The organism is Kitasatospora sp. NPDC059408 (assembly GCF_042751525.1).
GTDB lineage: Bacteria > Actinomycetota > Actinomycetes > Streptomycetales > Streptomycetaceae > Kitasatospora.
The window spans coordinates 1-1,076 of sequence record NZ_JBHYWI010000189.1; the positions used below are offsets into that span (position 1 = coordinate 1).

Consider the following 1,076-nt stretch of genomic DNA (forward strand, 5'->3'; position numbering starts at 1 on the left):
GGCCGTGACTGCGTGCCTTTTGAAGAATGAGCCTGCGAGTTTGCGGTGTGTAGCGAGGTTAACCCGTGTGGGGTAGCCGTAGCGAAAGCGAGTCCGAATAGGGCGTTTGAGTTGCATGCCCAAGACCCGAAGCGGAGTGATCTAGCCATGGGCAGGTTGAAGCGCGGGTAAGACCGTGTGGAGGACCGAACCCACCAGGGTTGAAAACCTGGGGGATGACCTGTGGTTAGGGGTGAAAGGCCAATCAAACTCCGTGATAGCTGGTTCTCCCCGAAATGCATTTAGGTGCAGCGTCACGTGTTTCTTGCCGGAGGTAGAGCACTGGATAGGCGATGGGCCTCACCGGGTTACTGACCTTAGCCAAACTCCGAATGCCGGTAAGTGAGAGCGTGGCAGTGAGACTGTGGGGGATAAGCTCCATGGTCGAGAGGGAAACAGCCCAGAACACCGACTAAGGTCCCTAAGCGTGTGCTAAGTGGGAAAGGATGTGGAGTCGCAGAGACAACCAGGAGGTTGGCTTAGAAGCAGCCACCCTTGAAAGAGTGCGTAATAGCTCACTGGTCAAGTGATTCCGCGCCGACAATGTAGCGGGGCTCAAGCACATCACCGAAGTCGTGTCATTCACATATATAGGCCCAACGGCTGTGTGGATGGGTAGGGGAGCGTCGTGTGCCGGGTGAAGCGGCCGAGGAATCGAGTCGTGGACGGTATACGAGTGAGAATGCAGGCATGAGTAGCGATACAAGAGTGGGAAACTCTTGCGCCGATTGACCAAGGGTTCCTGGGTCAAGCTGATCTGCCCAGGGTAAGTCGGGACCTAAGGCGAGGCCGACAGGCGTAGTCGATGGACAACGGGTTGATATTCCCGTACCCGCTTTGAAGCGCCAACGTCGAACCAGGTGATGCTAAGGCCGTGAAGCCGTCCCGGAGCCTTCGGGCAAAGGGAAGTGGTGGAGCCGCCGGTCCAAGTCTGTAGTAGGTGAGCGATGGGGTGACGCAGGAAGGTAGTCCAGCCCGGGCGGTGGTTGTCCCGGGGTAAGGGTGTAGGCCGTGAGGTAGGCAAATCCGCCTCACAT

The 1,076-nt window shown here is 57.6% G+C and carries 1 rRNA gene; it reads left to right on the plus strand.

Annotated features, from left to right (window positions below):
* Positions 1–1,076, plus strand: a 23S ribosomal RNA gene (locus tag ACFXDE_RS43860); the annotation flags it as partial.